This is a genomic window from uncultured Kordia sp. (assembly GCF_947489565.1).
Lineage (GTDB): Bacteria > Bacteroidota > Bacteroidia > Flavobacteriales > Flavobacteriaceae > Kordia.
Map to the genome: position 1 here is coordinate 279,813 of NZ_CANLEA010000002.1, position 17,907 is coordinate 297,719.

Consider the following 17,907-nt stretch of genomic DNA (forward strand, 5'->3'; position numbering starts at 1 on the left):
TTCATTTCAACTATAATAGATTCCTGCCTACGCAGGAATGACAATCATTGACACATTATCAAAAAATTGAGCAAAGCGAGCTAAATTATCAAATCAACTCATTTTCAAATCAATACATTAAAAATTACATCTCTTCTACAAAATCTGTAAAAATTTCTTCATGTCGTTGTAAATCCATATTTGCAGATAATGCTACACGCGCAATATAATCTTTGTCACCTTCTTTGGTAGTTCCTTGTGTAGATGTTGCAGGAATCGTCCAGTAACAACCTTTTAATTGCCCATAACTCACACAATATTTGCTTTCCTCAGGAATTTCAGTAATCATCATATGGATCAACTTGAGATTCAAAGCTCTTTTGTACGTTTCTCTTTCTTCATCGGTTTCTCCTTTTGTCGGAAGATCTAATGAAAATACTGATGGCGTGAATCCTTCTGCTGCTAGTTCCTCTGAAACAAAATTGATTTTTGCCGTTGGCAATGTCGTTTTGATAAAGTTTACAAATTCGCGTGTGTTTGTATACGCATCTGCAATTCGCTGATTCATAGAAGGCATTTGTTGCGCTAGTATTTCATATTGCAAATCGGTTGCCTCATTGTCACAAAGAATCAAGTGTTTTTCTATCGTATCTAATACGCTTGCTGCTTTTTCATTTCCAATACAGTATCCGGCCGTACACAATCCGCCGCTTGGGAATTTTGATCCGCTCGAATACGAAATTGCACGAATTGTAGACAATGTTTTTCCTTCACCTAAAAAGTGCACATTTGGACAAAAAGTCTGATCTAAAATAAACACAGGTTCAATCGCTGTTTCGTCTGTTGCAGTTATACGTTTTTTGCTTAATGTTTCTTGAAGTTGAATTAAATCGGGAACTTCCACTCTTGGGTTTGTTGGAATTTCCGCAATGATATATGGAATGGCATCTTCTTGCGCAATTTTCGTCAGAATCATATCGATACTTTTCACCATATCATTATCGCCATCCACATGCAAATCTACAACCTCAACGTTTTCAATACATGCTGCCACACGTCTTGCTTGGTCGTTGGTTCCTCCATAACAATTGGTTGGTACAATAAATTTGATTGCTTTTCCTGGATGATGTTCAAATGCATCATCAATCAATCCCATCATAATGGCATATTGAATAGACAATCCGCTAGAACCGACCAACGCTTTTGTGTTGACATCCGCAACTTTTCGAATTGTATCTGTTACCAGCTTTTTATCATTTGCTATATCATGTGTCGTTTCTTCAGCAGCATCACCTATCAATTCACGCAAAGCAACAACGCAATTAGCTGGCGTCATAGCAACCGTTTCTCTTCTTCGAACATGTTGTATTTCTGAAATATAACTTGCGTCTTGCTGATTGTTTGCAATTAAAACACTTCCTAGTTTCGAATGTATATTCACTACAAAATCAATTGTAGCAGCAAAATTTACTTTGCCAATTTCATCTTGTTGCGAAATCAACACGGTACTTCCGTCAAATGCTGAAAGTGCTTCGAGGTTTTCTACTTTTTGCAATTCGAAATTATAACCGTACACACGTTTTAATACGTCAGCATCAAACAAACTTGGCAATTCATCAGTATATACAATGCGTGTATTTGTATTGGTTAATACATTTTTTCTCAAAATTGCCATCACAGGAATGGTAACCGATTGAAAACTGATCACATTTTCAGGTTTTACATCGTTCAACTTTGCAATTCCCCATTCCAATACACAAGATAACGGATGTCCCAAACGAATATAATCGTACGCCGTTGGCAATTCGTTCAACGCCGTTGCTTTGACATTATTTTCTGCGTATAGATTTTCAAACTGTTCTAAAAATTGAACTTTTGCCAATTTCTCAACGTAAATATCTAATCGATGCGTAGTTAAGCGCAACCAACTAGCTGGCATGTTTTCTAAGACATTTTTTATATATGTGAGTACTGTATTGCCTTCCATTATGTTTACTCGATAATCGAGATTTAAATGTTTCGACGCTTGCGCCGATATGTTGTTAATTATTTCTTCTGAATGCTTTGCGGGTTTCTCTAAAGTCGTTGACTCTAAATAGCTCGCAAATATACGATAATTGTATTTTTTTAAGGTCTTATGAGTCGTATGAAAGTTTGGATACTTTCTAAAAGCTATGTTAAAAAAACAATCCTAATACTATTGTCTTATAAGGCTTTTTTGAGCGCCAAAATATATCCGTAATGAATTCCTTCATGAATGTTATTAAATTCAATCGCTTCTTCCACATTACGCAGTGTAGTTCCTAAATTGAGCGTATATTCAGTATAGTTTTTAAAAATCCCTGCTGCCAAATCTTCTTCAGTTTTCGCCAATAAACTATCCAATAAACCATAAACTTCATCTACTTCTTCTTGGGTAACATTTCCTTCTGGTTTTGATTTGTTTCGGTATTTAGAGACCATTTCATCAGAAATATACATCGGCAAACCAGATAATTTGTACACCAACAATTGTTGAATCACTACAATGTGCGCAATATTCCAAATAATATTGTTTGAAAACCCTTCAGGAATCTTATTTAAAGCCTCTAAACTTGTTTCTTTTAAAAGTCGTTTGATTACATTTCTATTGTTCTGTGTAACAGTTCTTGTAAAATTCATTTTCTATATTTTGCTATATTTTCATTAAAAGTATTCATTTTTGATGGAAATGAATTTTCTTTGCAAAAGTTATTATAAATAACCTCTTTTTAAAACCTGAATCCTGTGAAAAAAATATATCACTTAAAAACTTGTAATACGTGTCAGCGAATCATTAAAGAGATTCAACCAACTCCAGATTTTGTATTGCAAGGAATTAAAGAAGAAGCCATTACGGTAAAGCAACTAGAAGAAATGCATGCACTTGCAGGAAGTTATGAGGCGTTGTTTAGTAAGCGCGCCAAGCTTTACAAAGAAATGGATTTAAAAAATCAAGAATTAGGCGAACTAGATTATAAACAATATATTTTAGAGCATTATACCTTTTTAAAGCGTCCTGTTATTATTGTAGAGGACCAAATTTTCATTGGAAATTCTGCCAAAACAGTGGCTGCAGCCAAAGAAGCAATCTCTTAATGATGTCTAAAAAAACCTTTGCCTTTGTTGCTGCCTTTATGGTGCAAGTTTTTTATGGTGTTACGTTTACATTTGCTGCCGATGTGATAAAAGGCGGCTACATAAAACCATTTGGATTTATATTGTTACGTGTGGCTGGCGCAGGTATTTTATTCTGGATTTTTAGCTTTTTAGGACCAAAAGAAAAGATTGAACGTAAAGATTTCTTCACCTTCTTTTTAGGAGCTGTGTTTGGAATCGCCATTAATATGCTCTGCTTTTTCAAAGGCTTCGAATACACCACACCAATTCACGCTTCCGTGATTATGGTGGTTGTGCCAATTATTGTACTCATATTATCGGCCATCTTTTTAAAAGAAAAAGTAATTTCTACCAAAATCATTGGAATCTTATTAGGACTTTCTGGTGCAGTAATACTGAGTATTTACGGAAAACCTACCGCAGGTTCTAGCAATATTCCGCTTGGAAACTTACTTGTATTCATCAATGCTGTTTCATACAGTATTTATATCATCATTATTAAAAAACTGACCTATAAATACCATCCGCTTACTTTTATTAAATGGTTGTTTTTGTTTGGAACTATTTTAGTATTTCCATTCGGTTTCTCACAACTAAGTACGGTAGATTGGTCAATATTTTCACCTTATGTATTTTTTGAGGTTGCGTTTGTAATTGTAGGTGCTACTTTTGCGACGTATTTATTAAATCCACTGGCATTGCGCGAATTAAAAGCTTCAACAGTCACAACTTTTTTATACCTTCAACCTGTAATTGCAGGAATTTTTGCGGTACTCGTAGGTAGTGATTCGCTCGATTTGGTTAAAATTGTAGCTGCAATTCTAATTTTTGCTGGAGTATATTTAGTTACCCTAAACAAAGTCAAAAAACGCGCATGAGTTACGCTCCGCCTATTTTTTATAATAGTATCAACGATATTCCTTCGGCATATTGGGAACAATTAGGTTGCGGAAAAAACACGTATTATACGCCCGAATTTCTACGCGCGTACGAACTTGCTAATGACGATATTGTGTTTCGATATATTGTTATTGTCAACGATCAACAAGAAGCTGTTGGCTTTGCAGCAACGCAAGTCGTAACAATTCCTATAGAAACCATAACCCAAAATATTAAGATTGCAGAATGGTTAAAAAAGACCATTAATAGTTTGTTCTGTAACAACTCACCCAAAATTATGTTTTGCGGAAATATCTTTTTAAGTGGAGAATACGGAACATTTATTAAAGATGGAGAAGATTTAAATGCAGTGTTTCATGAATTGGTAGCAGCTTTAAAAATTGTCATGAAAGAGACCAAAAAGTTGCACGCCGTTTTTGTAAAAGATTTTAAAGAAACTTCGCTTCCGTTAACCGATCAGTTAAAAGATTATCAGTATTCTCCCATGAAAGTGGAGCCGAATATGATTATTATGCTAAAGCCTGAATGGACTTCTTTTGATGATTATAAAGCAGCGCTGAAATCAAAATACAGAGTCAAAGCCAATAGAGCCGATAGTAAAAGTGAAAATTTGGTCGCAAAAGAGTTTACGTATCAAGAAATTGAGCAGCATAAAAACGAATTGCAAGCTTTATATGAAAACACGATTGCCAATGCCAATTTTAATGCGCAAGTGCTCGATTTAGATACGTATATGTTGCTCAAAAAAACCTATGGCGATCAGTTTATTGTGAAAGGTTATTTTTTAAATGATCAATTGGTTGGATTTTTGTCTGCCATGCGCAATGGACACAATTTAGATGCACATTTTATCGGATTGAATTATGCGCTAAATAAAGACTATTCTATTTATCCGCGAATTTTAAATGATTATGTGCGTTTGGGAATTTTATTTGGTTCGAAACGTATCAACTTGGGCAGAACGGCTTCCGAAATTAAAAGTACGTTAGGCGCCAAACCACAGGATTTAACTTGCTATATGCGACACAAAAGACCTTTTATAAACAGTTTGATGAAACCTTTTCTTAAGAACATTAAAATTAAGTCTTTTAAAGAACATGCGCCTTTTAAAAAGTAATTTAGACTTGTTTTACTCTTAGACTTCTTAGATTATTAGACTCGCTTTGCTTTTAGAGCACTTCGTTGTTAGACGTAGCTTTGCCTTTTAGTATATTCGTATTGTTTCACTCATGGTATTTCGAATTCAATTTCAAGTTCAGCTTCAATTTCCCAAACGTCACTTCGAGTGTTTTATTGGAATAAAATGGAGCTAAAATGTATCGAGAACTACTTTAATTTAGACGCGTTTTGATTATTATTTAGTCGTTTTCAGGTAGTTGTTCTATGATTTCATACGTACTAAAGCTTAAAAAGTTTCCAGGATGCGCAATTATGTTTTGTAAGATAAAAGGAGTATCTGGAATTGGAGCTCCAGCATACTGTATGTTTCCATCCATATTGATATCATGATTATCATAACCATTTACTATATGTGTAGAGAAGCCTAAGGTGTTTTCAAAATCGTTTAATACTACAGAAAGAATATCTGGAACATCTGAATTAACACCTACGTATTGAACTTTAACATCTCCATTTACATTTCCTGCCCACATTCCCAAAACTCCAGCTGGCATACCAAATGATGTTTGTGCATTTGTACCATAAGTTGGGACAGTGCCATTTGTGAAATCTATTTGAGTTACTGAAGTTTCGTTTATTGTAATGCTTGCAGCACTCATAATACCAAGGTGATTACGATGTTTAACAACTATATGATACGGTCCTTTTTTAACTGGAGCTGTCAGTATAGTTAAGTCTGGAGATACAATAAAACCATCTCTTTGTACCAAACAAGACTGACTGTGAATAATATTGGTAGTATCAGAGGCATCACGTAATTCAACAAGTACCCAATCAACAATAGCTTCTTCTTCATCAGAAGAAAACACACTTGGATCACAGGTTGTAATTCCGTCATACGGACTTGTGGTAGGAATTAAATTATTTGCTCTTAAATCATCCCGCATTAAATTTAAAGTTCCTCCATCCGCATTTAAAGAAGCTCCTTGTAAGTATACTCTAGGTTGAAATTTTGGACATAATTTTCCACCATCTGTAATATTCCAATCATATGTGTCAATTAACTCAAAACGTTGAATATAAGACTCACAATATTGATTACCAAATGCATTTAAGTTAACACCATTAGGTATTTGGTTTTCTCCTGTATCTAATGTTGCCCAGCCTATTAACGTATTGTCATAATTCTCTATAGATAAGGGAGCATCATTTAACATACTTGCTGCATTTGATAAACTAGAGATATCCCAGTTTCCTAAATTCTGATTAAAGGTGAGTGCTTCACGAAACATTTCTTTCATACTTGAAACACTAGACACATCCCAATTTCCAATATCTTGATTAAATGCATAAGCAGCATAAAACATACCTGTCATATCTGTAACACTAGATACATTCCAACTACTAATATTTTGATTAAATACCAGTGCTGCTAAAAACGTTTCATACATATTAGTAACGTTAGAAACATCCCAGTCATTAAATTCTGGTGTTCCTTGCAGATTTATACAATAAAGAAACATTGATCTCATATTTGTTACATTAGATAAATCTGGTATATCGATTGCTGTAACATCTAAATTTTCACAGCCAAAAAAAGCATTTTCCATACTTGTCCAAGGGTTTGAACCCCATTGTGTGACTTCTTTAATTTTAAGGCGATTAGGGTCAAAATTAGTGTCGAATTCTATTCTAGGGAAAGTACCCGAAATCCTAACTTCGTATTCACCTGCTGTTGCATAGGTATGTACAGCATCTCCTGTAAAACCACTTTCTACGGTACCATCACCCCAATCTACTGCATAATCGTATGTTTCTCCATTGGTAGTTGGAATTGTAATACTCTCATTGTTTGTGGTTGTTTCCCATTTTGTGATAAAAGGGTTGCATCTATTGTGTGCATCGTCTATATTGATAGTAGCAACACAGCTAGCTACTTCTCCAAAATAACTAACCGCATATAGTGTTTCTGAAATTGATGAATCAATGGCGCAAGGATCTGAAATATATTTTGAAAGGCTACCATTTATATTGTTATTAATCTGTAATGTACCAGAAAAGAAATATCCAGGATCATAGCCTAAAAGCGACATGTAATACACCTGTCCTGCGTTTAATGTGTGAGTGTCAGTTCCGTTTGTTAGAGTACCATTTGCTGAGTAAACACCAACACCAACTCTACCGGGTCTTTGCCAGAGCCACCCAGAGTTAGGAGCAATTGGACGATCCCATACTACTAAGTTTGAACCTGAGTCTCCAGATAAAGTAAATGTATATGATCCTGTGGAAGGTACCATAAATGCAAATTCTTGATAATGCCAAGGAGTATTTGTTATCAATAAATCTGTTGGATTATCGGCAGTAATATCTACGATAAATTCGTCACTTTCAATAAGTAATAAATTAGCGGTACTTCCTCCATCTAGTTCACTAGGCGCTATTGTTATTTCTGAAGGTAAACTTATACCAGGAATTTGTTTTGTAGGATTTTGGCAAACTGCTACTGGAGTTATATTTTCAAATACATTCACAGTAAACGAGCATTCACCTACATTACCACTAGCATCAATAGTTTGAAAGGTATTGGTTGTTACTCCAACTGGAAACGCACTTCCAGAAGGCAATCCTGCAGTTTGCGTTATAAAGTTATGAGAAAGTTCGATCACAAAACGGCGTGCTCCACCAGTGTTTCTAACATCATTCCATTCTGCATTAGAGTTGATAACCGTGTAATCTTCATTGTTCACATTATTGGGTTTGCCAGTAGCCCAATTATTATAGTTAGATGACGCACCACTGTGCCACACAAAGTTTCCTTCCTGACTAATGTCATTATAGCCTATTAGGATTGGAAATGCATCAGCAGGTACAGCCGATAGAAGAAAATCGTTATGATCTTGATCTAACACAGTTGCCAAATGCCCGCCTAATGCTTCTGCAGTAGCAAACGCTAATTCTGGTATTTCTTGATAATTAGACAGGAAATAAGTCTTACCGTCCCAAGTTCCTATTAATGAAAATCCTGATGGTATTCCCATGGCACATTCTTCTGAAGCTACGGGATTGTCGTAATTTATAATAGCAGGAACACCTTCATCTGTATATACTGTAATATCTTCTGGGCAGGTTATTACGGGAGCTACGGTATCTAGTATCGTTACAATGGCTTCGCAAGTAGCCGTATTTCCAGCTTCATCTTCAAGAGTTAAAATTACTGTATTTTCTCCTACATTAGAACAATTAAATGTGTTCTGAGAAATTGTATAATTTGTAATTGTTGAATTAAGATCAAACGAACCATTATCAATGTCATTGGGTTGTATAGTTACTGTATTGTTAGTTCCTAAGTAACGGGTTATATTTTGACACATAGCTACTGGAGGATCTTCATCTATATAATTAACGTCAAATTTTATGTCCCTATCGTCAATACTAACGCCTGTCCATTGATCACTAGTTAAAAAATGATTGCCATTATTATCGCCCCAAAAGTAGCGTCCATCTGGGTATGGGTTATTCTCATTTAAAGACCATATTAAATTTCTTTGTTCTGAGAGTGGAATCCCGTCACGAACTTGAACCATACGTACGCCATATTCTACACCAGCTGTTAGTTGTACTTCACCTGGTAAATTGATAGTATGAGAGTAAGTATTTTGTGTTAAAATTGAAACTTGTTGAGTTGCTGAAGTTAATAATGTTCTACCACCATTGTTATTTAAAGGATCTATATATAATTCTACGGTTAAATATGTTTGACCAGGGGAATTACTAACAAGAAAATGACAAGTAACGCTTTCTACTTTAGCTGTACATGTAGGAGTAAACGTATTTCCTAGAGACGGATAAAAAGGTAATGTAGCATGTCTGTCACCACCAACAGGCTGAGAAAAAGCATCACATTGTTGGGCGGAAAGATTGGTAGTATTAAAAAAAAGCAATATGTATATTATACTAATTAAAAATATCGTATTTGTTTTCATGACTAATTATTATAAAATCATCTGCAAGATAGTTTGTAGGGGAAATTTGTAACATACGAGACGGCACTTAAATATTAAGTAGTGGTACGTATGTATTTTTATATGTGAATAGAAAAAATACTAGCAGTATTTATATAGCCTAAATGATCTTATTTTATTATGGTTGTAATATTAAAGTAGAAGCACATACGTGACAAATAGGCTAAGTAGAAATTATGCTTCATGGTATTAATATTATTTTTAGAGTCTTTCAAAAACTGAAATAGCTACAAAATTCGCAACTACGTTTTCAAACCACTTTTTTTAGTTACTCCATTTGATTTTAAGACATCATTAATAAGGCAGAATGTTCTTTTACAAACAAGTTGATTTTCTTTAAGTCATCAATCAAAAAGTTTGACTTTGGAAACTTTTCTTTTAGACTGTCGTTCCTGCGAAGGCAGGAATCTATTTCTTTGTAAAAATCCTTGGCTTTGCCCACTTTTAGTTTAGTTGCTATTTTCAATTATTCTTAGAACTCGATTAATATCTAATACCTGAAATTTCAGATTTTTCGTTATACTCTTAAAAACCGCTCTCATAACAAAATATACTTGCTTCATGGTATTTTCTCAAAATTGAGTGTATTATTTCATCAATTTTGAATTGAAATCAAAAACAAACAATTCGATTTAGTAGCTACCTATTGTTTTTGTGTTTAGGCGAAATCCGAAAAGCCATTATAAAATAGAGTAGGAATCATTTAACAACAAATATCATGGCAAACGCAACAGCAACACATAAAAACGGAGTATGTACTATTACATTACCCTCAGAAACATCAAGCGTAATAGTAGTACCTAATACAAGTGGGAAAGCACAATGGGAGAATTTTTGTACTTGGACAAATACGACAGATTCTACTAATCCGCAAGCACTCGGCGAATGGTCTGCGCATCAAAAAAATCTAAATATTGTTTCAAATCCCCTTGAACTAATCAGCGCATCAAGTAAACATGGAACGCTCTCACAATTCTCAAATCCTGCTTCTACTGGAATCACTACAATGACTTTGGCGCTTACGCATAAAAAAAATCCTACGTCAACATCACCAGCATCTGCAGATCAGTTAAATGTTGTGACAGCAGACGCAACTCCCGATGTAACTGTATTTACAATTAACGCTGAAGATGGTGGAGATACTAATTATTTAGATTTCTATTTAACGGTAACTGTCATAGACATCTAAAATTACATACTAATTAATTACTATATAAAGTTTCCTTCATGCACTAATTCATGAAGGAAACTTTATAACATGATAATATCTTTTAAAGTATATAATCTGTACTTACAAAGTTAGAAGCTCTGGTTTGCAACAATTCTGTTAAGATTGCATTGTTATAGTCATTGTCTTTAGAAGCTACAAAAGTTCTGATAGAAAATGATCGCAACGCATCATGTACACTTAAGGTGGCAACGGCAGAATCTTTTCTTCCCGTAAACGGATACACATCTGGTCCACGTTGACACGAACTGTTTAAGTTTACACGACACACCAAATTCACCAAAGTATCAATTAATGGCGCTAGGGTTTTGGTATCTTTTCCAAACAGACTTACTTGCTGTCCGTAATTAGATTCCGCCATATCATCCAATGGTTGTTCAATATCTGAGAATGAAATTACAGGAATTACAGGTCCAAATTGTTCTTCTTCATATACACGCATGTCTTTGGTCACAGGATATAACACTGCTGGAAAAATATAATTATCGGTAGTTTCTCCACCTTTTGCATTGATAATTTTTGCGCCTTTTGCTTCCGCATCATCAATTAATTCCTGAATGTATGCTGGTTTATCTGGTTCTGGTAATGGTGTCAGTTTTGCACCTTCTTCCCAAGGATTTCCAAATTGCAACGCATCTACTTTTTCAGAAAAACGTTTGTTAAATTCGTCCACAATAGCTTCATGAACATATAATACTTTTAATGCGGTACAACGTTGTCCATTAAACGAAGTCGTTCCTGCAATACATTCGCTAATCGCTAAATCTAAATCAGCATCTTTCAACACAATTGCCGGGTTTTTAGCTTCCAAACCTAAAACCATTCGCAAACGGTTACTTTTTGGATGTACACTTTGCAACGCATTGGCAGATTTACTATTTCCAATCAACGCCAATACATCTACACGACCATCTTTCATAATAGGCGAAGCTACGGTTCTTCCGCGTCCGTAAATGATATTTACAACACCTTTTGGAAAGCTATTTTGAAAGGCTTCTAATAAGGGAGACAGCAATAGCACACCAAATTTTGCAGGTTTAAAAATTGTTGTATTTCCCATGATAATAGCAGGAATCAACAAAGCAAATGTTTCGTTGAGCGGATAGTTATAAGGCCCAAGACACAATACAACACCTAAAGGTCCACGACGAATATGTGCGTTTACGCCGCCATGCTTTTCAAACTTGGCACTGTCGCGATCCATTTGTGTATAATCTTCAATCGTATCGTAAATATACTGAACGGTTCTGTCGAATTCTTTTTCAGAATCCGCTAAGTTTTTGCCAATTTCCCACATTAATAATTTGACAACTTCATCACGCTTGGTTTTCATTTGTGTTACAAACTTTTCCATACACGCAATTCGGTCAACCACTTTCATTGTTGGCCATAAACCCTGTCCTTTGTCGTAGGCAGCAACCGCAGCATCTAAGGCTTCAAGCGCTTCTGTTTCTCCTAAAGTTGGAATGGTTCCGAGTAATGTTTTTTGATAATTTTCTGTGGAAGAAATGGTCGAATAGACTTCTGAGGTTTGTCCTGTCCATTCTTTTAATTCACCAGCTACTAAATATGTATTTTGAGTTATGGTTTCTTTAATTTGATACTGTTCGGGAATTTTCATAAAAGTTTTATTTAAACTAAGAATTGAAATAAATCGGGTTTATCATTTAAGTAGTCGCCGTAAAAGTTTCTTAATTTCATTTTTGTGATTAATGCGTCTAAATCTTCTGCATTTTTTAGCTGCAATCCTACGACTGCTGCGCCATTTTCACGATTGGTTTTTTTGGTATATTCAAAATGTGTGATGTCGTCTGTTGGCCCTAAAATTTCGACTACAAATTCGCGCAATGCACCTGCACGCTGTGGAAATTTGATAATGAAGTAATGCTTTAAGTTCGCATACAACAATGCACGTTCTTTGATTTCGGCAGTTCGAGTAATATCGTTATTGCTTCCGCTTACAACACAGACTACATTTTTACCTTTAATTTCATTTTGATATTGCGATAATGCACTTAAACTTAAAGCTCCTGCTGGCTCAACAACAATTGCTTGACGGTTGTATAAATCTAAAATAGTCTGACATACATTGCCTTCATCAACCGTGATCATGTCCTGTAAATTTTCTTTACAGATGGCAAAATTCAAGTCGCCCACACGTTTTACCGCAGCACCATCCACAAAGTTTTCAATGTTTTTTAACGTCGTATTTCTTTCTTTTTGAATAGACGTAGACATCGAAGGTGCGCCTTTTGGTTCTACTCCAATAATTTTTGTGTCTGGAGACAACATTTTGAACACCGAAGATAATCCTGCGGACAATCCGCCGCCGCCAACAGGCACAAATACATAATCGATTGGGTTTTCGAGTTGATTCAAAATTTCCAATCCAATCGTAGCTTGTCCTTCTATGACTTTTTCATCGTTAAACGGATGAATAAATGTTTTGTTCAAGCGTTCAGATTGCTCCATTGCCGCATGATATGCATCATCAAAGGTATCGCCAATCAAGACAACCTCAACATATGATTCTCCAAACATTTTGACTTGCTCAATTTTTTGATTTGGTGTTGGTGTCGGCATGAATATCGTTCCTTTTATTTGTAACAATTTGCACGACAAAGCCACGCCTTGTGCATGATTTCCAGCACTTACACACACAATTTCATTTTCAATTTGTGTCGCAGTTAAGGAAGCTATTTTATTGTACGCACCACGAATTTTATAGGAACGCACTTGTTGTAAATCTTCTCGTTTTAAGTAGATATTACAATTATATTGTTTTGAGTAGTAATCATTATAACTCAAAGGCGTTACCGAAGCAATGCCTTTGAGTGTTGTCGCAGCCGTTTTAATGGCTGCTAACGTTGGAGCGTATGTTGTTGATGTTGTTGACAAAATGTTTTTAATTGTTTATTGGTTCTTTTAGTTTCATTGTTGTACTACTGCTTTTTTTACCTCTAGCTTATTAAATCATGATTTTAGTAACGTTCATTTTTTCTTGATAAAAAACGAACCAAAAAATCAAGTCTGCGTATAGGAAATTGCTCTGCACCATTCTCTAGCTAAGCTGCATGCTTGAAGCTACGCTTCGCAATTTCGCTTGCTAGTTCATTATTTCTGAACACAGACGTTTTACATCGAATAAAACTTTTCAAATTATTTAAAATTTACGCTTCATTATTAAGTTTCAAATTGACATTTTATGTTTATTATTTTATTTATCTACTTGCCATTTTTGAACAAAGCCGAAATACATTTTTTATCATCTTTGACGTTGTCAACCTGATAAAAACCACTCGAACTGACGTTTATATTGTCTTAATAATCTTTAAATATCAAAGCGTCACTTCGAGTGAAATTCTTTCACATTGAGCGGAGTCAAAATGAAAGAATTTTGTATCGAGAAGTACTTTAATACGATCAATTTGAAATCTAAGCCGTTACAAAGCTTTCTTTTTTAGCTTCCGTTTTAATAGTTTTCATCGCTGTCATTGCCGCTCGGAGTCGTTTTCCAACCGCTTCAATTGGATGATTTCTTATGGCGTCATTTACTTTAATTAAATCCAAGTTGTCTACACCATTTGATGCAGAAAATGGTTTTCCAATCACAGATGTATCCACAGTTTTCATAAAGTCTTTTAACAATGGTTTTGCTGCATGATCAAATAAGTAACAACCATATTCTGCTGTATCAGAAATTACGCGATTCATTTCAAAAAGCTTCTTTCTCGCAATTGTGTTGGCGATTAATGGCAATTCATGTAACGATTCGTAATACGCAGAATCTTCTATAATTCCTGCATTTACCATGGTTTCAAACGCCAATTCCACACCCGATTTTACAAAAGCAACCAACAAGACACCATGATCAAAGTATTCTTGTTCCGAAATATGATCGGTTGTTAAGGCCGTTTTTTCAAAAGCAGTTTCGCCTGTTGCTGCACGCCATGTTAATAGATTTTTATCGTCATTTGCCCAATCTTCCATCATTGTTTTTGAGAAATGTCCCGAAATAATATCGTCCATATGTTTCTCAAATAATGGCTTCATGATCGTTTTTAATTCTTCAGAAAGTTCAAAAGCTTTAATTTTTGCTGGATTCGATAAACGGTCCATCATATTGGTAATTCCGCCATGTTTCAACGCTTCCGTAATGGTTTCCCAACCTAACTGAATCAATTTTGCAGCATAATCGGCATCCACACCATCTGCAACCATTTTATCAAAAGCCAAAATAGATCCTGTTTGTAACACTCCGCACAAAATGGTTTGTTCGCCCATTAAGTCACTTTTTACTTCTGCAATAAATGACGATGCCAAAACACCTGCTCTGTGTCCACCGGTTGCTACCGCATAGGCTTTTGCTTGATCCCAACCTTTGTTTTCTGGATCGTTTTCTGGATGCACTGCAATTAAGGTTGGCACACCAAATCCGCGCTTGTATTCTTCACGCACTTCCGTTCCTGGACATTTTGGTGCTACCATAATCACGGTGATATCCTTACGAATTTCAGTGCCTTCTTCCACAATATTGAAACCATGCGAATAACTTAAGGTAGCTCCTTTTTTCATTAACGGCATCACCGCTTTTACCACATTTGTATGCTGTTTGTCTGGTGTAAGGTTTAAGACTAAATCGGCCGTTGGAATTAGCTGTTTGTAAGTTCCAACTTTAAAACCGTGTGAAGTTGCATTTTGGTATGAGTTGCGCTCTTCATCAATGGCTGCTTGACGCAATGCATATGAAATATCCAATCCTGAATCGCGCATGTTTAATCCTTGATTCAATCCTTGTGCACCGCAACCGACAATGACTATTTTTTTATCTTTCAGCACTTTAACTCCGTCTGTAAATTCGGAAGCATCCATGAATCTACATTTTCCTAATTGTGCTAACTGTTCTCGTAATGATAGTGTATTGAAATAATTTGACATGATTTTTTTATTTTGGAGTCAAGAATCTATACTTTCTTGCTCGTGTGTTTTTTATCTTTTTAATTGAATTTATCTAGAATCTAATATCTTTTAATGATCGATGGTTTTGAGTATGTTTGAAATTTTCATTTCTTCTTTAGAAACTGCAATGCGTCCTGAACGCGTAAATTGCATGATTCCAAAAACACTAAGTTCTCTATGTAATAATTCGATTTCTTCTTTGCGTCCCGATTTTTCTATGACAAAAAATTGTTTGTTTACCGTGACAATTCGTGCATTGCTATCTTTGATAATGTTTTGAATTTGACGTTCATCAAACAACAAGTCAGATTTCATTTTAAAAATGCAAGATTCTTGATAGATGATTTCTGTTTCTGTGTGATAGTATGCTTTTATGACTTCAACTTGTTTTTCTATTTGACCGATGATTTTTTTCATTCGTTCTTCGGTAAGATTCACCACAATAGTCCATTTAGAAACATTTTCAATTTCTGAAACAGACGAGTTAATGCTTTCAATATTGATATGTCTTCGCTGAAAGATTGCTGAAATTCTATTCAACAATCCGATGTTATTTTCGGTATATACCGAAACCGTAAATTGTTTGAGTTCCTTTTCCATATTTTTAAAGGATTTTAGAGACTAGATTCTAGAACATAGACTTGTTTTCAGTACCAAGAATCATCGTTTTTTTAAACGTCAATTCGAGTGATTTTTTCATACTTTTTAAAATGAAAAAATTGTATCGAGAACTACTTGCATATTGCTCTTTTTCTATGTTTTCTCCTTTTACATTTTTAATTTATATTAACTCAGTCTTATGTCTGAAACCGATGCTCCTGTTGGAATCATTGGAAATACGTTATCTTCTTTTTCTACACAAACTTCTAGGAAGTACGCTTCTTTACTTTGCATCATTTCTGCAACAGCTTCCGCTAATTCCTCACGTTTGGTTACACGTCGTGCGTTTAAATGATAACCTTTGGCAATGGCTACAAAATCTGGATTTGTCATCTCAGTAGAGGCGTAACGTTTGTCAAAAAATAACTGTTGCCACTGACGTACCATTCCTAAAAAGTCATTGTTTAACACCACAATTTTAACTGCCGCTCTTTGCTGAAAGATGGTTCCTAATTCTTGGATTGTCATTTGATAACCACCATCGCCACAAATACAAACTACTTCGCGTTCTGGTGCTGCCATTTTTGCTCCAATGGCTGCGGGTAATCCAAATCCCATCGTTCCTAATCCACCAGAAGTGATATTACTTTTTGTTTGATTGAAATTTGCATAGCGACAGGCAATCATTTGATGCTGTCCAACATCGGAAACAATGGCAGCTTCTCCTTTGCTTTGTATATTGATTTCTTTCAATACTTCGCCCATGGTTAGGCCTTCTTTGGTAGGATACAGGTCGTTTTTAATGACTTTTTCATATTCAATAGCATACAAATCATCAAAAGCGCGTCTCCAAATAGCGTGTTCATTTTTTTTGATTAATGGTAAAATTGCTGCTAAACTCTCTTTGGCATTCCCCAAAACGGCTACATTTGTTTTTACATTTTTATCAACTTCCGCAGGATCAATCTCGAAGTGAATCACTTTTGCTTGTTTGGCGTATGTGGCTAAATTTCCTGTTACACGATCATCGAAACGCATTCCGATAGCAATTAATACATCGCACTCGTTCGTTAAAACATTTGGTGCGTAGTTTCCATGCATTCCCACCATTCCTACATTTAATGGATGTTCTGTTGGAATTGCAGAAACTCCTAAGATGGTCCATGCAGATGGAATTCCTGCTTTTTCTATAAAGTTTTTAAATTCTTGTTCTGCTTCACCCAAAATCACACCTTGTCCCCAAACTACTAATGGTTTTTTAGCTGTATTGATCAATTTTGCAGCAGCTTTTAAAGAGTTTTCATCAGTTTTTGGTACTGCTTTGTAACTTCGAACACCTTTGCATTTTTCATATGAAAAATCAAATTCTTCAAACTGTGCGTCTTTTGTAATGTCAATTAATACAGGACCTGGACGACCGCTTCTAGCAATATAAAATGCTTTTGCCATGACTTCCGGAATTTCAGAAGCTTTGGTAATTTGATGATTCCATTTGGTAACTGGTGTAGAAATTCCAACAATATCAGTTTCTTGGAATGCATCACTTCCTAATAAATGTGAAGCCACTTGCCCTGTAATACAAACCATTGGCGTGGAATCGATTTGCGCATCGGCAATTCCTGTAATTAAATTTGTAGCTCCTGGACCTGATGTTGCAATGGCAACACCAACTTCTCCAGAGATTCGTGCATATCCTTGTGCTGCATGCGTAGCACCTTGTTCATGACGTGTTAATACATGATGAATTTTATCTTGGTATTTGTATAATTCGTCATATACTGGCATAATTGCTCCGCCAGGATATCCATATAATGTGTTTACACCTTCTGCTAATAAACAACGCACAATAGCTTCGCTTCCTGTAAGGCGTTCTGTTTTTTGAAGTGTTTCTTTTGTTTTTTGTATGGTTTTTGTCTCCATCGTTTTATTTTTTTTAGATTCCTGCCTTCGCAGGAATGACAA

At 35.3% G+C, this 17,907-nt stretch carries 12 protein-coding genes; 4 read left to right on the top strand and 8 right to left on the bottom strand.

Annotation, left to right across the window (positions count from 1 at the left end; genetic code table 11):
* Positions 1 to 124: 124 nt before the first annotated feature.
* Together Q0845_RS03835 and Q0845_RS03840 are read right to left on the bottom strand one after the other, a co-directional pair.
* Complete coding sequence (locus Q0845_RS03835) at positions 125 to 1,966, bottom strand: PLP-dependent transferase (protein WP_298509426.1); 1,842 nt, start codon at positions 1,964 to 1,966, stop codon at positions 125 to 127.
* Positions 1,967 to 2,184: 218 nt separating this feature from the next.
* Positions 2,185 to 2,640, bottom strand: coding sequence for a DinB family protein (locus Q0845_RS03840; RefSeq protein WP_298509429.1), 456 nt, complete (start codon positions 2,638 to 2,640; stop codon positions 2,185 to 2,187).
* 105 nt (positions 2,641 to 2,745) lie between these two features.
* Between Q0845_RS03840 and Q0845_RS03845 the strand changes: the two genes are divergently transcribed.
* Genes Q0845_RS03845 through Q0845_RS03855 form a run of 3 tightly spaced genes read left to right on the top strand, consistent with a single transcriptional unit; the run spans position 2,746 to position 5,134 of the window.
* Entirely contained in the window at positions 2,746 to 3,096 is a 351-nt protein-coding gene (locus tag Q0845_RS03845) for an arsenate reductase family protein (RefSeq protein WP_298509432.1), read from the top strand.
* A gap of 2 nt (positions 3,097 to 3,098) precedes the next feature.
* The gene (locus tag Q0845_RS03850) at positions 3,099 to 3,995 is read left to right on the top strand and encodes a DMT family transporter (protein WP_298509911.1); all 897 of its coding nucleotides are present in this window, start codon (positions 3,099 to 3,101) and stop codon (positions 3,993 to 3,995) included.
* Complete coding sequence (locus Q0845_RS03855) at positions 3,992 to 5,134, top strand: hypothetical protein (protein WP_298509435.1); 1,143 nt, start codon at positions 3,992 to 3,994, stop codon at positions 5,132 to 5,134. Before Q0845_RS03850 ends, Q0845_RS03855 begins: the two co-directional genes overlap by 4 nt.
* Before the next feature lie 241 nt (positions 5,135 to 5,375).
* On the opposite strand, the gene Q0845_RS03860 is transcribed toward Q0845_RS03855, so the two are convergent.
* Positions 5,376 to 9,119, bottom strand: a complete 3,744-nt coding sequence (locus tag Q0845_RS03860) for a BspA family leucine-rich repeat surface protein (RefSeq protein ID WP_298509438.1) — start codon at positions 9,117 to 9,119, stop codon at positions 5,376 to 5,378.
* 757 nt (positions 9,120 to 9,876) lie between these two features.
* Here Q0845_RS03860 and Q0845_RS03865 point away from each other — a divergent pair.
* Positions 9,877 to 10,347, top strand: coding sequence for a hypothetical protein (locus tag Q0845_RS03865; RefSeq protein WP_298509440.1), 471 nt, complete (start codon positions 9,877 to 9,879; stop codon positions 10,345 to 10,347).
* A gap of 82 nt (positions 10,348 to 10,429) precedes the next feature.
* Here Q0845_RS03865 and Q0845_RS03870 read toward each other — a convergent pair whose 3' ends face one another.
* The 5 genes from Q0845_RS03870 to ilvB all read right to left on the bottom strand — a co-directional run bounded on the left by Q0845_RS03870 (position 10,430) and on the right by ilvB (position 17,865).
* Positions 10,430 to 12,007, bottom strand: coding sequence for an NADP-dependent glyceraldehyde-3-phosphate dehydrogenase (locus tag Q0845_RS03870; protein ID WP_298509443.1), 1,578 nt, complete (start codon positions 12,005 to 12,007; stop codon positions 10,430 to 10,432).
* 11 nt (positions 12,008 to 12,018) lie between these two features.
* Positions 12,019 to 13,284 carry a threonine ammonia-lyase IlvA gene (gene ilvA, locus Q0845_RS03875; RefSeq protein WP_298509446.1) on the bottom strand — a complete coding sequence of 422 codons (1,266 nt, stop codon included), beginning with the start codon at positions 13,282 to 13,284 and terminating at the stop codon, positions 12,019 to 12,021.
* Positions 13,285 to 13,821: 537 nt separating this feature from the next.
* The gene (gene ilvC, locus Q0845_RS03880; RefSeq protein WP_298509449.1) at positions 13,822 to 15,324 is read right to left on the bottom strand and encodes a ketol-acid reductoisomerase; all 1,503 of its coding nucleotides are present in this window, start codon (positions 15,322 to 15,324) and stop codon (positions 13,822 to 13,824) included.
* Positions 15,325 to 15,414: 90 nt separating this feature from the next.
* Positions 15,415 to 15,945 carry an acetolactate synthase small subunit gene (ilvN, locus tag Q0845_RS03885; protein WP_298509450.1) on the bottom strand — a complete coding sequence of 177 codons (531 nt, stop codon included), beginning with the start codon at positions 15,943 to 15,945 and terminating at the stop codon, positions 15,415 to 15,417.
* A gap of 186 nt (positions 15,946 to 16,131) precedes the next feature.
* Positions 16,132 to 17,865: a biosynthetic-type acetolactate synthase large subunit gene (gene ilvB / locus Q0845_RS03890; protein WP_298509451.1), complete on the bottom strand. Its 1,734-nt coding sequence runs from the start codon at positions 17,863 to 17,865 to the stop codon at positions 16,132 to 16,134.
* Positions 17,866 to 17,907: the final 42 nt, after the last annotated feature.